7 protein-coding genes are annotated in these 15513 nt (G+C 75.8%); 3 read left to right on the forward strand and 4 right to left on the reverse strand.

All coding sequences use genetic code 11. The annotated features are described in order from the left end of the window. The 3 genes from ACGF0D_RS29275 to ACGF0D_RS29285 all read left to right on the forward strand — a co-directional run. The coding region (locus tag ACGF0D_RS29275) for a phosphopantetheine-binding protein (RefSeq protein ID WP_392921274.1) at positions 1–553 on the forward strand (553 nt) is incomplete at its 5' end. Between the two features lie 103 nt (positions 554–656). After that, a complete protein-coding gene (locus ACGF0D_RS29280) occupies positions 657–6248 on the forward strand; it encodes an amino acid adenylation domain-containing protein (RefSeq protein WP_392921277.1) in 5592 nt (1863 codons plus the stop codon). Further along, positions 6245–9382, forward strand: coding sequence for an amino acid adenylation domain-containing protein (locus ACGF0D_RS29285; protein ID WP_392921280.1), 3138 nt, complete (start codon positions 6245–6247; stop codon positions 9380–9382). The genes ACGF0D_RS29280 and ACGF0D_RS29285 overlap by 4 nt, the downstream gene beginning before the upstream one ends. Before the next feature lie 52 nt (positions 9383–9434). Here the strand turns inward: ACGF0D_RS29285 and ACGF0D_RS29290 are convergent, their stop codons facing one another. The 4 genes from ACGF0D_RS29290 to ACGF0D_RS29305 all read right to left on the reverse strand — a co-directional run bounded on the left by ACGF0D_RS29290 (position 9435) and on the right by ACGF0D_RS29305 (position 15509). Further along, the gene (locus ACGF0D_RS29290) at positions 9435–12605 is read right to left on the reverse strand and encodes an AMP-binding protein (RefSeq protein WP_392921283.1); all 3171 of its coding nucleotides are present in this window, start codon (positions 12603–12605) and stop codon (positions 9435–9437) included. Between the two features lie 97 nt (positions 12606–12702). Continuing rightward, positions 12703–13401: a phosphotransferase family protein gene (locus ACGF0D_RS29295; RefSeq protein WP_392921286.1), complete on the reverse strand. Its 699-nt coding sequence runs from the start codon at positions 13399–13401 to the stop codon at positions 12703–12705. Next, complete coding sequence (locus tag ACGF0D_RS29300) at positions 13398–13928, reverse strand: GNAT family N-acetyltransferase (RefSeq protein WP_392921289.1); 531 nt, start codon at positions 13926–13928, stop codon at positions 13398–13400. Before ACGF0D_RS29300 ends, ACGF0D_RS29295 begins: the two co-directional genes overlap by 4 nt. A gap of 108 nt (positions 13929–14036) precedes the next feature. Further along, positions 14037–15509, reverse strand: a complete 1473-nt coding sequence (locus tag ACGF0D_RS29305) for a condensation domain-containing protein (RefSeq protein WP_392921292.1) — start codon at positions 15507–15509, stop codon at positions 14037–14039. Between the last annotated feature and the right edge of the window lie 4 nt (positions 15510–15513).

Raw genomic sequence — 15513 nt, forward strand, 5'->3', positions numbered from 1 at the left:
CGACCAGGTGAAGATCCGCGGCCACCGGATCGAACTCGGCGAGATCGAGGCCGCGCTGCTCGACCACCCGGCCGTCGCGGCGGCGGCCGTCGCCGTCTGCGAGCAGGCCGAGGGGGAGCCCGCGCTGGTCGGCTACCAGGTGCCCGCACCCGGCGGCGCGCCGGCGGCCGACGCCGACCTGCGGGACCACCTGCTGCGCACCCTCCCCGCCGTCATGGTGCCCCGGCAGTTCGTGGCCCTCGACCGCCTGCCGCTCACCACCAGCGGCAAGCTCGACCGGCGCGCGCTGCCCGCCCCGCCGCGCGCGGTCACCGCGGGCCCGGCGGAGGCCGACGACCTCACCGCGAGCATCCTGGCGATCTGGGAGGAGGTCCTGGGCGCCCCCGGCATCGGCCCCGAGGACGACCTCTTCGACCTCGGCGGACACTCGCTGACGATCATCCAGATCACCGCCCGGATCCGCGCCTCCTTCGGGGTCGACCTCGCCTTCGACCTGTTCTTCGACGCCTCCACCCCGGCCGCGCTGGCCGACGTCGTGCGCGAGCGGCGTTGACCGCCGTCGACCGCCCAGTCGGAGACCGCCCCGCCGTCGACCGTCCAGCCGTCGACCGCCCCGCCGCTCCGCCCCTCCCGCTCCACCCCCGAACGGACTGCCGATGACCGACACCCAGGACCTGCCCGCGGACTGGTCCGCCACCAAACGATCCCTCCTCGCCCAGCGCCTGCGCGCCGCCGCCGCGGCGGCCCCGGTGCGGGTGGTCGAGCCCCGCCCGGAGGGCAGCGCGCCGCCCCTGTCCAGCGGACAGGAACGGCTCTGGTTCATGGACCAGTTCTCGCCCGGCGGGACGGCGTACACGCTCGCCCCGGCCCGCCGGCTGCGCGGGCCGCTGGACCGCCCGGCCCTGGACGCCGCCCTGACCGCCCTGCTGGCGCGGCACGAGGGCCTGCGGATGGCCTTCCCGGTCACCGAGGACGGCCGGGCCGAGGTCCTGGTCGTCGAACCGGGCCCCTTCGCCGCCGCCTACCTGGACGCCTCGGACGACCCCGACCCCGGGCGAAGAGCCGCCGAGGAGATCGGGGCACTGGTCGCCAGACCCTTCGACCTCGCGGCCGGGCCGCTGCTACGGGCCCTGCTGGTCCGGCTCGCCGACGAGGACCACGTCCTCGCCCTGGTCCTGCACCACATCGTCGGCGACGGCTGGTCCATCGACATCCTCAACCGGGAACTGGACCTGCTCTACGCCCGGTACGCCCACCACACCGAGAACGAACTCCCGCCCCTGCCCGTACAGTTCGGGGACTACGCGCGCTGGCAGCGCGACCGGCTGGACAGCGGCGCCCTGGCCGCCTCCCGCGACTACTGGCGCACCGAACTCGCCGACGTCCCCGCCCTGGACCTGCCCGCCGACCGCCCCCGGCCACCGCTGCTCACCTTCGACGGCGCGGCCGTCGAACTGCACTGGAGCCCGGAACTCGTCCGAGCCCTCGCCGAGTTCGCCCGCGCCCACGGGGCGTCCCCGTACATGGTGCTGATGGCCGGGCTCCAGGTGCTGCTCGGGCGGCACGCCGGCCAGCGGGACTTCGCGATCGGCTCGGCCGTGGCCGGCCGCCTCCACAGGGAACTGGAAGGGGTGGTCGGGGCCTTCGTCAACATGCTGCCGATCCGGGCCCGGCTGGCGGAGGGGCTCACCTTCGGACAACTGGTCGGCCGGGTACGCGAGACGACGCTCAACGCCTACACCCACCAGGAGGTGCCCTTCGAGCAGATGGTCGCGGACCTGGACATCGAGCGCGACGTCAGCCGATCGGCGGTGTTCCAGACGACCTTCGCCTACCAGAACTACGGCGAGCGCGCGGCCTCCACCGCCCCCGCCGCCCCCGCCGAGGGATTCGGGCACGCGGCCACCACGAGCCACTCCGACCTCGCGTTCTACCTGCGGGAGAAGAAGGACGGCGGGCTCTTCGGCCTGATCACCTACCGGACCGACCTCTTCGACGCCGACACCGTACGACGGCTCGTCGAGCGCTTCGAGGTCCTGATGACGGCGGCCACGGCCGACCCGGACCGGGCCGTCGACGACCTGCCGCTGTCGACCGAAGCCGAGCGCCGCGACCTGGTCGAACGATGGGCCGCCGGCCCGGCGCTCCCCGAGGGCGGACCGGCGACGCTGACCGCGCTGCTCGCGCAGGCCGCCCGGCAGGCCGGCGACCGCCCCGCGCTGGTCTTCGAGGACGCCACCGTCACCCACCGCGAACTCGACGCGCGGGCGACCGCCCTGGCCCGGCGGCTGCGCGCCCTGGGCGTCGGCCGGGACGACCGGGTGGCGGTCTGCCTGGAGCAGTCCCCGGACCTCGCCGTCGCCCTGGTCGCCGTGCTGAAGGCCGGCGGCTGCTACCTGCCGCTGGACCCGGAGCAGCCGCCCGCGCGGCTGTCCCACCTGGTGGCCGACGCGGACGCGCGCGTGCTGGTGACGGACTCGCACCTGCGGGACCGGCTCCCCGGGTACCGGGGCGCCGAACTGCTCGTGGACCGCGTCGACCTCTCGGACGAAGCGACGGACGAAGCGACGGGCGAAGCGAGGGACGAAGAGCCGCTCGCCGAGACGTCCGGACCGGACGACCTCGCCTACGTCATCTACACCTCCGGCTCCACCGGCCGGCCCAAGGGCGTCGCGGTCCAGCACCGGGAGATCCTCAACTACCTGGCCGGCGTCCGGGAGAGACTGCGGATCGAGCCCGGCGCCCGCTACGGCCTGCTGCAGTCCCTGGCCTTCGACTTCAGCATCACGATGCTGTACCTGGCGCTCACCACCGGCGGCCGGGTGCACCTGCTGCCGCGCCGCGTCTCCGGCGCCGAACTCGCCGAACACATCGAGGCCTGCGCCCTCGACTACCTCAAGATGACGCCCTCCCACCTGGCCGCGCTCTGCGCCGACGCCCCGGTCGAGCGCCTGCTGCCCCGCCGGGCCCTGGTGCTCGGCGGGGAGGCCTCGTCCTGGGCCTGGGCCGCCGACCTGGCCGCCCGCGGCGGCTGCGCGGTGTTCAACCACTACGGCCCGACCGAGGCGACCGTCGGCGTCACCGTCCACGAGGTCCTCCCGGGGGAGCACGGCCCGGGGAGCACCCCGATCGGAACCCCGCTCGCCGGCGCGCGCTGCTACGTCCTGGACGGTGCCGGCCGGCCGGTGCCGCCCGGCGTGACCGGCGAGCTCTACCTCGGCGGGGAGCGGCTGGCCCGAGGCTACCTGGGCCGCCCCGACCTGACGGCGGAACGCTTCGTCGAGGACCCGTTCACCGGCGGCCGGATGTACCGCACCGGCGACCTCGCCCGTTGGCGGCGATGGGGGTCCCCCCGGCCGGAGGCCGGGGGAGGCGTACTGGAGTACCTGGGCCGCGCCGACGACCAGATCAAGGTCCGCGGCTACCGGGTCGAGCCCGGCGAGATCGAGGCCGCGCTCACCGCGCTGCCCGGCGTCACCCAGGCCTTCGTGACCGTCCGGGGCGAGGGCATCCGACAGAACCTCGTCGCCTACCTCGAACGCGCCGGCGGCGCGACCGTCCCCGCCCCGGCCGACCTGCGGACGGCACTCGGCGAGGTCCTGCCGGACTACATGGTCCCCGCCCGCTTCGTCGTCCTGGACCGCCTGCCGCTGCTGGCCCACGGCAAGATCGACCGCAAGGCGCTGCCCGAACCCGAGGACACCGCCCCGGCCGCCGGACACGTCGAACCCGAGGGCGACACCGAGACCCTGATCGCCGCGATCTGGGCCGAGGTGCTCGACCTCGCGAAGGTCGGCGCCCTGGACGACTTCTTCGAGATCGGCGGGCACTCGCTGCTCGCCACCCAGGTCGTCGCCCGGCTGCGCCGCGCCTTCCCCGACCTGCCGACCCCGGTCGGCGTGATGGACCTCTTCCGCTTCCCGACCGTCCGGCAACTCGCCGGGCTGGTCGCCGACCCGGGCGCCGACCGGGGGCCGCGGGGACTGCTGCACCGGCTCACCCCCGAACGCCGCCGCACCACCGCCAGCGTGGTCTGCGCGCCCTACGGCGGCGGCAGCGCACTGATCTACAAGCCGCTCGCCGACGCCCTGCCCGAGGACTGGGCGCTGCACTCCATCGCCGTCCCCGGACACGAACTCGGCGAGGAACCGATGGACGTCGACGAGGTCGCCGACCGCTGCGCGCGCGAGATCCTCGAGAACGTCGAGGGCCGGATCGTGCTGTACGGGCACTGCGGGGTCGGCGTGCGCCTCGCCGTCGAGATCGCCCGCCGGGTCGAGGCCGCCGGCCGGGAGATCGACGCCGTCCACCTCGGCGGCATCTTCCCCTTCGCCCGCCCCAGGGGGCGCGGCGCGGCGGTCGGGGAACGCTGGGCGCAGCTCCTCGACCGGATGCGCAGCGACCAGGACATGATCAACGGGCTGGCCGCCGCCGGGATGGACACCGACGACCTGGAGCCGGAACAGCTGCGGCTGATCGTCCGCAACCGCCGCACCGGCACCAAGGACGTCGAGCGGTACTTCACCCGGATGTTCGGGACCGAGGGCGGACGGATCAAGGCCCCCGTGATCGCGGTCTGCGGTGACCGCGACCCGGCCACCGAGTTCTACCAGGAGCGCTTCCGCGAGTGGCACCGGATCGCCGACACCACCGCCGTGGTGGTCCTCGACGAGGCCGGCCACTTCTACCTCAAGTACCGGGCCGCCGAACTCGCCGCCATCGTCTGCGGCGTCCACCGGTCGATCGCCGAGGGCGAGGAGGACCGCCACCGCCGGACGGACGGCGCGACCTGGTGGCTGGCCGGGCTCTCCCGGGACGCCGAACGGCAGGCGGCGCACGACGGGCGGGCGCCCGTCCGCCCGACCATGCGCCGCTTCCTCACCGTCGCCTCCGGGCAGCAGGTGTCGATGATCGGATCGGCGCTCACCGAGTTCGCCCTCCCGGTCTGGATCTACCTGCGCACCGGCTCCCTCGCCCAGTTCGGGCTGCTCGCCGCCTGCGGCCTGGTGCCCGGCATCCTCGCCGCCCCGATCGCCGGCGCGATCGTCGACCGGGGCGACCGGCGCCGGACCATGCTCCTCGGCGACCTCGCCGCCGGTCTCACCCAGGCCGTCCTGCTCCTGCTGTACGCCACCGGCGGCCTGGCGGTCTGGCACGCCTACGCGCTCGTCGCCGTGCTGTCCGCCGCGCTCTCCTTCCAACGGCTCGCCTGGAACGCGGCCGTGCCCCAGCTCGTCCCCAAGCGCTACCTCGGCCGCGCCAACGGCGTGGTCCAGATGGCCTTCGGCCTCGCCCAGTTCCTCGTCCCGCTGTTCGCCGTGGGCCTGCTCGCCGCGCTCGGGCTCGGCGGCATCCTCGCCCTCGACGTGGCCGGCTACGCCGTCGCCATCGCCGTCACTCTGGCCGTGCGGTTCCCGGACGTGCTGGGCGCCACCCGGCGGGAGAGCATCCCCGCCGAGATCCGCGAAGGCTTCCGACGGGCCCTCGGCAGCCGCCACTTCCGGGCGATGCTGCTGTACTTCGCCGTCCTGAACGTCTTCCTCTCCCCGCTGTTCCTGCTCACCACCCCGCTCGTGCTCTCCTTCGCCCCGCTCTCGGCGGCCGGCTGGGTGTCCACGGCGGCCGGCCTGGGCGCCGTGCTCGGCGGGATCACCCTGGTGGCCTGGGGCGGACCGCGCCGACGCAAGCTGCGCGGGGTGCTGCTCGCCACCCTCGCCGTCGCCGCGGCCTGCCTGCTCACCGGGCTGCGCCCGTCGACCTGGACCGTCGCCCTCGGCGCGTTCGGCATGACGTTCGCGCTCGCCCTGCTCAACGGCTCCTACGCGACCATCGTGCAGACCAAGGTGCCGCTGCGCTTCCACGGCCGGGTGATCGCGGTCAACACCATGGTCGCCTGGTCGACCCTGCCGGTCGGCTTCGCGGTGGTCGCCCCGTTCGGCCCCGGACTCCTCCAGCCGCTGATGGACCACGGCGGCGCCCTCGCCTCCACCGTCGGCCGGATCGTCGGCACCGGCGACGGCCGCGGCATCGGACTGCTCTACCTGCTGTTCGGCCTCGCCATGGCCGCCCTCGCGCTGGTCTGCCTGGCCGTCCCGGTGCTGCGCCACTTCGACCGGGACGTGCCAGACGCCGAGCCCGACGACCTGGTCGGGCTGAAGGCCCTCCAGGACCGGGCCGCCGCCACCGCGGTCACCGCCGCCGAACCCCTTCCCCCGTACCGCTCCGAGACCGAGGTGACCGTCCGGTGACCACCGCCACCCACCCCCTGACCGCCGAACAGCGCCGGCTCTGGTTCCTCCAGCAACTCCACCCGGACGACGCCGGTTTCAACATGTACCTCAACCGGCGCTGGACCGGGCCGATCGACCCGCGGGCCCTGCGCACCGCCCTCGCCCGGCTGACCGCCCGGCACGAGATCCTGCGCACCCGCTTCGTGGTCGACGGCCCCGAGGCGGCGGAGCCCGTCCAACTGGTCCAGCCCCCGGCCGAGATCGAGCTGGTCACCCTCCGACTGCCCGAGGGCGCCACCGAGGCGGACTTCACCGACGCCTGCCGCCCGTACGTCAACGCGCCGTTCGACCTCGCCGCCGCGCCGCCCCTGCGCGCGACCCTGATCAGCGCGGGGGACCGGGAACACGCGGTCAGCGTCGTCGTCCACCACATCGTCGCCGACGGCTGGTCCTTCCGCACGATGTGGCGCGAACTGCTGGCCCTCTACCGCGAGGCGATCGGCGAGGAGCCCGCAGACCTGCCGGAACTCCCGCTGCAGTACGGCGACTTCGCCCGCGCCGAACAGGCCAGGACCGGCGGGGAGGCGGGCGAGGAGGCGTTCCGTTACTGGGCGGAGCGGCTCGCCGGCACCGGCGCGCTGCGCCTGCCCCTCGACCGGCCGAGACCGTCGAACCCCACCAGGCCCGCCGGGTTCGTCACCGTCGACCTCGGCCCCGAGCTGACCGCCGCCCTCGACCGGCTGGCCCGGCGGGAGCGGTGCACCCCGTTCATGGTGCTGCTCACCGGCTACCAGTGCGTGCTCGCGCGCTGGACCGGCTGCCGGGACTTCGTGGTCGGCACCCCGCTCGCGGGCCGCACCGAGAAGGCGCACGAGGCGCTGCTCGGCTACTTCAACCGCACCGCGGTGATCAGGTCGGACCTCACCGGCGACCCCGGCTTCCGCGACGTGCTGAAGCGGACCAGGTCCGCCGCGCTCGCCGCCCTCAGCCACCCCGACGCCCCGGCCGAGCGGCTCGCCACCCACCTGGGCCTGCCCGCGGACACCGGAGCCGGGCCGCTCTACCAGGCCGTCTTCGTCCACCAGAGCCAGAACGAGCTCGCGGACGGCTCCGGCGGGCCCGCGCTGCCCGCGGGCGTCCGCACGGCGAGCATGGACTCCGGCTTCGAACAGGCCAAGACCGACCTGCTGCTCGACAGTTGGCGCACCGCCGACGGCGGCGTCACGCTCTCCTTCTGCTACGACCGCGAGCTCTTCGACCGGGAGACCGTCGAGGCGCTCGCCGGCCGCTGCCGCGAGCTGTACGCGCGGATCGTCGAGGACCCGGAACTCCCCCTGCACGGCGACTGGTTCGTCGGGGCGCGGGAACGCGCGGCGCTGCTCGCGCTGGGGGCGGGGCCGGACGCTCCCGCCGGCGTGCGCACGGTGCTGGAACGGTTCGCGGAGCAGGCCGCCGCGCGACCGGACGCACCGGCGCTGGAGTGCGACGGCCGGACGCTGTCCTACGCCGAACTCGACCGGCGCTCCACCGAACTGGCGCGCCGGCTCGGCCCGGTGGCCGGCCGGGTGGTCGCGGTGTCGATGGCGCCCTCCTTCGACCTGGTCGTCGCCCTGACGGCGATCTGGAAGGCCGGCGCCGCCTACCTCCCGCTCGATCCGGCCCACCCCGAGGACCGCCGCGCCCTGATGCTCCGCGAGGCCGACGCCGTCCTCACCCTCACCGATGCCCTCACCCACGCGGACGTGCCGGGACCGGCGGCCGGTGAGCCCGCCCCGGTGGACCCGGAGGGCCTGGCCTACGTCCTCTACACCTCCGGGTCCACCGGGACGCCGAAGGCCGTCGCGGTGGACCACGCGGCGGTGTCCGCCCGGGTCGACTGGATGGCGGGCCCGGACGGCTACGCGCTGGGCCCCGCCGACCGGATCGTCCAGTTCGCCTCCCTCGGCTTCGACACCCACGTCGAGGAGCTCTGGCCGGCGCTGACGGCCGGGGCGTGCGTCGTGCTGCTGCCCGGCGGCGGCCGGACCCTGCCCGACCTGCTGGACGGACCGGCCGGACGGGCCGTCACCGTGCTCGACCTGCCGACGGCCTACTGGGAGGAACTCGTCGGCCTCGGCGACCAGACCCGCTGGCCGCGGGCGCTGCGCCTGGTGGTCATCGGCGGTTCCGAGGCCCGGGCCGACACCGTCGCCCGCTGGCGCCGACGGCACGGGGACGCCGTCCGGCTGGTCAACACCTACGGCCCCACCGAGGCCACCGTGATCGTCACCGCGGCCGAGCTGACGGCCGCGGACGCCGAGCGCCGGCCCTCGCTGGGCCGCCCGCTGCCCGGGGTGGGGCTCCACGTGCTGGACGAGCGCGGAGGGCTGCTGCCCCGGGGAGCCGAGGGCGAGCTGTACATCGGCGGCCGCGGCCTGGCCCGCGGCTACCTGGGCCGGCCCGACCTGACCGCGGCCGCCTTCGTGTCCGACCCGTACCTCGGCGGGGTGATGTACCGCACCGGCGACCGGGCGCGGTGGCGGGCGGACGGCCTGCTGGAGTTCCTGGGGCGCGGCGACGCCCAGCTGAAGCTGCGCGGCTACCGGATCGAGCCCGCGGAGATCGAGTCGGCGCTGACGGCGCACCCGGCCGTGGCGCAGGCCGCCGTGCTGGTCCGCGACGGGCGCAGGCTCCTGGCGTACGCCGTCCCGTGCCCCGGTGCCGAGCCCGGGCCGGCCGAGCTGCGCGAGCACCTCGCCCTGCGGCTGCCCGCCTACATGGTCCCGGACACCGTGCTCACCCTGGCCCGGCTGCCGCTGACCCCGAACGGCAAGCCCGACCTCGCGGCCCTGCCCGATCCCGGGCCGGCCGCTCCGGCGGGCTACGTCGCGCCGCGCACCGATGCCGAGCAGCTGGTCACCGAGCTGTGGCAGGAGGTGCTCGGAGTGCCGCGGGTCGGGGTGTTCGACGACTTCCTCGCGCTGGGCGGGGACTCCCTGCTGGTCACCCGGGTCGCCGCGCGGATCCGGGCCGGCCTCGGTCTCGACATCCCCATCCGGGACGTGTTCGAGAGCAGCACGCCGGTCGCCCTCGCGGCGCGGATCGAGGCGCTGCTGATCGCCGAGATCGACGCGCTCACCGAGGAGGAGGCGGCCGGACGCCTGACCGGCTGAGCGGTGGGGCCCGGCTCCGCAGCACGCGGAGCCGGGCCCTCGCACGTCCGCGTCAGATCCCGGCCGCCCCCGCCAGCGCGGCGGCGAGGTCCTCGGCCAGCGCCGTCACCGCCCCGGCCTCGAAGGCGTGCTCGTTGTACCGCAGCCAGCACCGCAGCCCGCCGTCCGGCTGCTCGGTGACCGCGAGTTCCGGGACGTGCCGGTCGCCGCCGGGCAGCGGGTACGGCACGGTGGCGTTGCGCGGCAGTTCCCAGGCGGCGCAGGCCACCCCCGGCAGCTGGGCCGGCGCGCTCCAGCTCTCGTACCGCAGCCAGGCCGCGAACGGCGCCAGCGGGCTGAACTCCGCGAACGGGTACAGCTGGTGGTCGAGCGCGGCGGTGGCGGCGGACCGGACGCGGTCGAGCAGTTCGGCGAACCCGGGCGCGCCCGAGACGTCCACCCGCACCAGCAGCGACTGCACGAAGCAGCCGACCGCCCGCTCCGCCTCCGGCCGGGTCCGGCCGGGCACCGGCGTCATCAGGACGAAGTCCGGCTGTCCGCTGCGGGCCGCCAGCAGGCCGCTCCAGACCGCCGCCACCGCGAGGAACGGCGTGGCCCCCAGCTCCGCCGCCCTGGCCCGCAGCGCGTCCGCCGTCCGCGGGGGCACCGTGAACGCGTGGGCGGCGCTCAGCACCACCTCGGTGTGGCGGCGCCCGGGGAAGGGGTCGATCGCCGTGGGCGCGTCCGCGAGCGCCGCCGCGAAGTGCGTCCGGGACGCCGGCCAGTGGGCGTTCGACCACTCCACCAGCTCGCGGTACTCCGGGCCGGGCCGGGCGGCGGGCGCGCGGCGGCCGTGGCGCAGCGCCGAGTAGCACACGCCCAGGTCGCGCAGCAGCGGGCCCAGCGACCAGCCGTCGCTGACGAGGTGGTGGACCGCCAGCAGGACGACGTGGTCCTCCCGGCCCCGGCTCACCACGGCCAGCCTGGTCATCGGCCCGGACGCGACGTCCGTCAAGCGGTCGCGGACGGCGACCAGCCGTGCCGACACCTCGTCGTCGCTCGCGCCGGGGGCGTCCACCAGCACCACGTCCGCGCGCGGTTCGTCGTCCAGGACGGCCCGCAGCACCCCCGGTTCGGCCCCGGGCACCGGGACGAACCCGGTCCGCAGCGCGGGGTGGCGGCGGATCGCCTCGTGCAGGGCGTCGGCCAGGACGTCCGTCCGCAGGGCCTCCGTCACCCGGAACATCACGGCCACCGAGCCGACGTTGCGGCCCGGGACCTCGGCCATCCAGCGCAGGAAGTTCTCCTGCTGGGAGGTGAGCGGCAGGTCGTGCGGCTGGGCGCGCAGCGAGCGCAGGAAGTCCGACATCTCGGTTCCGGACTCCGCCGCCGGCGCGGCCTGGGCGGCCTCGGCCCGCTCCAGCCAGGCCGTCTGGGCGCGCAGCGAGGGGCGTTCGAAGACGAGGGCCGTGCGCGCCGCCACGCCGAACTCGGCGGAGATCGCGGCGGCCAGCTGGACGGCGCGGAACGAGTCCCCGCCGAGGGCGAAGAACTCGTCCTCCACGGCCCGGACCGGCCGCCCCAGCACGGTCCGCCACAGGGCGGCCAGGGCCAGCTCGCGCTCCGTCTCCGGTGCCCGCCCGGCCGCCGGTGCGGCCTCCTGGAAGGCGGTCCGCAGTTCGTGCTTGACCACCTTGCCGCTCGGGTTGCGCGGCAGGGAGTCCAACACCAGGATACGGACGGGCAGTTCGGGCCGGGCGAGGCGCTCGCTCAGGAAGAGCCGCAGGCCGTCGGGGTCGATTCCGCCCGGCAGCGGGACCACCGCGGCGACCGGCACCTGGCCCATCACCGGGTGCGGCAGGCCGAGCGCGGCGGCGTCGGCGACCTGCGGGTGCTCGTGCAGCACCGCTTCGATCCGCAGCGACGAGACCTTCAGCGCACCGGACTTGACGATGTCGCTCTCCCGGTCGACGAGGTGGAGGAAGCCGTCCTGGTCCAGTCGGCCGAGGTCGCCCATCCGCACCCAGCCGTCGCGGAAGACGGTGTCCGAGTCCGCTCCGGCGTACCCGCGAGGCGGGCCGGGCTGGCGCAGCCAGATCTCGCCGGTCGCGCCGGGCGGCACCGGTTCGCCGGCCTCGTCCAGGATCCGCAGGTCGGCCGGGTCGGTGGGGCGGCCCAACGAGCCCGGGCGGCCGGGGTCCACGACCGCGGATATCTGGGCGGGGGAGGCCTCGGCCGAGGTGTAGGTGTTGACGACCGTCGCCTTCGGCAGGGCGGCGGACAGGCCGGCGGCGACGGCCGGTGGGAGGGCGGCGGCGGTGGAGCCGACCAGCAGCACGCTGCCGAGGTCCCGGCGGCCGGCGACCCCGGAGTTCAGCAGTTCCACCGCCGTCGACGGCACCAGGAAGACGGTGCCCGCGCCGAACTCCTCGACCACCCGCCCGAACTCCTCCGCGTCGAAGCGCGGCAGGCAGATCGTCGTGGGCTGTGCGGTCAGCGCGTTCACCAGGACCGCCTGGGCCGCGTTGGTGCCGATCGGGAAGGCGTGCACGGCGTGCCGCGAGTGGGCGTACGGGCGGGGGCGGGGGTCGGGGACCAGTCCTGCGGTCAGGCTCGCGTGCGCGGCCCGGACGCCCTTCGGGGTGCCGGTGGTGCCGGAGGTCCCGATGATCTGGGCGAGGTCCCCGGGGGCGGCCCGGTGCGGCGGCTCGGTCCCGTCCGGGGCGTCGAGGTCGAGGTGGTCGAGCGTGAAGGTGGGCAGCGCGGTGCGCGGGCCGCTCCCGGCGACCGCCCGGCGTGCCCCGGCGGCCTCGACGAGCCGCTCCACGTCGGCCGGGGCGAGGTCCTCACGGATCACCAGCCCGGCCGCGCCCGCGTAGTGGGCGGCCAGGAACGCCACGGCGTACTCGTCCCACTCCCGGTTGGTGAACAGCAGCGCCACCGTGTCCCCCGGCCGCACGCCCTCCCGGGCCAGCCCGTGCGCGGCCCGCACCGCCCGCTCGCGCCACCGCCCGTAGGTCAGGCGCCCGCCGCCGGGCACGAGCAGGGCGGTGCGGTCGGGATGGAGCGCCGCCCGGTGGTCCAGGAGCGCGGGGAGCGTGAGCGGGACGGGGGCGGGCTGGGCGCTGATGACGACTCCCGGGGGGGGCTTTCGGAGCGCGGCCGAGCGGTGCCGGACGAAGATCGGCCGCTGATTGGTCCAGACCGTAGCGGACCGGTGAAGGCGCGCGCCACATCCGTCCACGGATCGTCACAAGCCGTGCTGCGCAGGCCTCGAGCTCCGCCGCGACCGCCTCGCCGGATGCCGGGCCCGGTCGGATCGGGTCGACGTTCCCCCGGCGTCAGGGGAGCTCCGGCCAGCCCGCCGTCAGACGTCCGCGCTCCTGCCACTGACGGACCCCCGGCCCGTCCGGGTCGCGTCGGCGGCAGAACTCCTCCAGCCGGGCGCACTGGGCGAGCATCGCGGCCCGGCGCCGCGGCCACGGTGGCGCCGGCTGTCCGTACGCGTCGAAGAGGTGGCGCAGGGCGCCCGCCTGGGCCGGGTGGTGCGTGCGGACGATCCACTCGCACCAGGCCAGGTCCTCCACCGGCTCGCCCGGGTGGGCGAACTCCCAGTCCAGCAGGCCGGTGACGGTGAAGTCGGCCGGGTCCAGCAGCAGGTTGTGGGGACCGAAGTCCCCGTGCACCAGTGCCGATCCCTCGGGCGCCGGGCCCTCTGCGGCCGCCCCGGGGTCGACGGACCGGAGCCGGCGCAGCACCCGCCCGCAGGCGGCCAGGACCTCCGGGCCGTGTCCGGCGTCCAGCAGTTCCTGCGCGGGCACCCCGGGCAGGTGGCCGAGGGTGATCGCGCCCGGCGCGGTGTCGAGCACCGGAGGGACCGGCAGCAGCCCGCGAAGCCGGGTCAGCAGCCGGTGCTCGCGCCGACCGCGCTCCTCGGCGTCCGGCCCCTCGTAGCGCTTCACGACGACCGTGCCGTCACCGGCGGTGCGGTTGGTGTACCCGTGCGGGAGAGGCCGCAGCCCGGACGGGCCTTCGCTCACCCCTGCCACTCCTCGGCCAGCAGTCCGAGCACGACCTGGTCCACGAACTCCCCGTACGCCCAGGCGGCCTGGCGCAGCCGCCCCTCCTCGGTGAAGCCGGCGTGGGCGGCAGCCCGGAGCATCGGGGCGTTGTCGGCCAGGGTCTCCAGCTGCAGGCGGCGCAGGCCGAGCACCGGGAAGGCGTAGTGGCAGAGCACCCGCAGGACGTCCGGTGCGAAGCCGCGGCCCCGGTGGCCCGGCAGCAGGGCGAGGCCGACGTGGGCGCCGCGGTTGTGGGCGTCGATGCCCCACAGCAGCGCCTCGCCGGCGAGTTCGCCGGTGGCCGTCTCGACCACGGAGAAGCAGGCGGCCTCGTCGGACGGCTCGGGGACGACGTACGGGGAGTGCGGCGAGCCCGGCGGGAGGGGCCGCCAGGGCCGGGAGTCGGCCCGTGCGCGGGTCGCGACGTCGTCGTACAGCTCGGCCAGGAGCACCGGCAGGTCGGCGTCGTGACGGGCGCGAAGGGTGATGTGGGTGCCTTGTAACATGTCACATGTTTTAGCATGGGTGGCCCCGCCGCGGCCATCGGGTTTCCGCGCCGGAACGCGACGGGCCCCGGTGGACGGCACGCCGTCCACCGGGGCCCGTCGGCCGGGTCACCCGAGCGGGACCTCCAACTGCCGGGCCAGGTCGGCCACCAGGGCGTCCAGCCAGCCCCGGATGGTGCCCGGGTCGAACAGGTCGGCGTCGTACTCGACCTGGCCGGCGTAGCCGTCGGCGTCCGGAGTGAGGCTGAACGAGCAGTCGGCGCGGGCGGAGGGGCCGGCGATGTCCTCGATCTCGGTGGTCAGGCCGGGGAGGTCGAGGGTGATGGACGGGGTGCTCTGGACGGCGAGCAGGATCTGCGGGAACACCGGGGGCAGCACGATGCCGCGCTCCCGCAGGGGCTCGACCAGCAGGCCGAAGGCCGTCACCGAGTGGTCCAGGCCGGAGGCGATCGCCTCGGCGGTGTGGTCCACCTGCTCCCCGAACCCGCCGGCGCCCCCGGTCGGCACCAGGATCGGCACGCTGTTGGTGAGCAGCCCGACCACCTTCTCGTCGGCCGGCCGGGTGCGGTTGGCGTTGGAGAGCAGGACCAGCGGCGCCGGGGCGCCGCTGAGCGAGCCGAGCAGCCGGCCGAGCGCGGCCAGCAGGACGGCGGAGGCGGTGGCGGAGCGTGCCGCCGCGTAGCGTCCGACCGCCTCGGCCACGGCCGCCGGGATGCGGAACTCGGCGGTCGCGCCGTGCCCGGAGCGCTTCTCGGGGCGCGGCCGGTCGGTGGGCAGGTCCACCGAGAGCGGCGCGCCGTCGAGGACCTTGGCCCAGTGGTCGGTGGCCGCCGCGACGGCGGCCCGGGTGACCACCGTCCGCTCCCAGCAGGCGTAGTCGGTCATCCGGCCCGGGGCATCCGGCAGCGGGCCGCCCGTACGGTAGAGCGCGCCCAGGTCGGCCAGCACGGTGGCCAGCGACCAGCCGTCCAGCGCGATGTGGTGGACGGACAGCAGCAGCACCCACTCCTGCTCCGCCGGACGCAGCAGCCGGGCGCGCAGCAGCGGCGGTGCGGTCAGGTCGTACGGGCGGGCGATCACGGCGTCCAGGGCCTCGGCGAGCGCCGCGTCCCGTTCGGCCGGGGCGAGCCCGCGCAGGTCCTCGACGGGGAGGTCCAGCGGGGTGTTCGGCAGCACCTGCTGGAGCACCCCGAGTTCGGTGTCCGGGAAGCGCGTGCGCAGGCTCTCGTGCCGCTCGGTGACCGCCGTCAGCGCGGCGGCCAGCCGCTCGGGCTCCAGCGGGCCGCGCACGGTGATCCGCTGGGTGATGTTCCACACCGCCGGATCGGCCGAGCCGATGTGGGCCTTGCGCATCCGCCACTGCCCCACCGCGGTCGGCGCGGCCGCCAGGGCCGTCCCGTCGCCGGTCAGGACGGCGAGCAGCCGCTCGCGGTGGGCCCGGACGAGGCCGGTGAGCTCCTCGTCCATCGCCCCGGCGGGGGCCAGGTAGCCGATCCGGTCGCCGGTGGTGCGCAGCACGACCTCGCGTTCGTCGAGCAGGCGCAGCAGCCGCGCCCAGTCGTCCTCCGCGGCCTCTGCCACGGCT

This window comes from Kitasatospora sp. NPDC048298, from assembly GCF_043201465.1.
Classification (GTDB): Bacteria; Actinomycetota; Actinomycetes; order Streptomycetales; family Streptomycetaceae; genus Kitasatospora.

What these genes read in the sequence shown, in the direction of transcription:
- ACGF0D_RS29280 (WP_392921277.1), top strand. Translation starts at nt 657, where the DNA reads ATGACCGACACCCAGGACCTGCCCGCGGACTGGTCCGCCACCAAACGA.
- ACGF0D_RS29300 (WP_392921289.1), bottom strand. Translation starts at nt 13,928, where the DNA reads ATGTTACAAGGCACCCACATCACCCTTCGCGCCCGTCACGACGCCGAC.